Annotated in this window: 1 protein-coding gene; it reads right to left on the bottom strand. The window is 37.1% G+C overall.

The window, feature by feature from the left end:
- Nucleotides 1-78: 78 nt before the first annotated feature.
- Nucleotides 79-393: a hypothetical protein gene (locus L656_RS0114625; protein ID WP_024599753.1), complete on the bottom strand. Its 315-nt coding sequence runs from the start codon at nt 391-393 to the stop codon at nt 79-81.
- Nucleotides 394-885 lie beyond the last annotated feature (492 nt).

Raw genomic sequence — 885 nt, 5'->3', positions numbered from 1 at the left:
TAACTCTTAACATATGGGGATTTTATGAGCGTTGTTGGCCGAAGGCCAGCGAGTAAAATTCCCACCATGATGTTTTTGTTATGTGCAACATGCTAACAGTTGCTTTTGTAATTCAGTATTTTCACAACCGATAATGTCTAAACCGATGACAACTGACTTTTCAGAGTAAACAAGCATAACTGTATATGCCTTATCACCTGTGGGAAAAGTATCTTCCAGTTTTTCATTTTCTGAGGTTGTAAAACATATTGTGAATGCTGAATCGTCAGAAGCGAAGGACTCACATGATTTAATTTTCAAACCTTTTAGCTGATCAGTAAGTTCTTTTTCACCTTCAGCTATCAGCGAAGATTTTACTTCTTCAAACAGGTCTGGGAGATCATCCTTAAACATCAATTTCTCCGTTGCATATAACGCCGTTTTAAGCGGCAAATTGTAGTTGGCTATAATGTGTGAGGAACGAACAACAGCCAACTGTAATTTGTCCGACTTGAAAACCATTGTTATATGGTTTTATTAGGCCGTATCCGCTTAAAAAACATTGTATACGTGACTGTAAACCAATCGTAATTTACGCTAACTAATTCCCAGCCTTGTTTTCCCAGTTCTGTGCAGCGAGTTTGCAACCGGACAAATTTGGTAGTGCGAAATGTAAGAAGACCACCAACTTTTTCTACTTTATACTCAAATATATCCATATACTTCTATCCTGTGAACCATATAACGCCTAATTAACAGGCAAAAATGGTTGGCTAAAATAAGTGAACGTAGTGAACAAAAAGCCAACTGTTTTTAGTCCCGCTTAATTTCTTGTATGGATAATAAACCCATAAATTAATTAATACTTTAACCAAGTTCGGGTAATGTGAGGCCCAAGCTTTGGCT

It is taken from the genome of Pseudoalteromonas sp. TAE56, from assembly GCF_000497955.1.
Taxonomy (GTDB): Bacteria; Pseudomonadota; Gammaproteobacteria; order Enterobacterales; family Alteromonadaceae; genus Pseudoalteromonas.
Note: the sequence above shows the minus strand (reverse complement) of the source record. Positions and strands in the feature narration are given on the sequence as shown.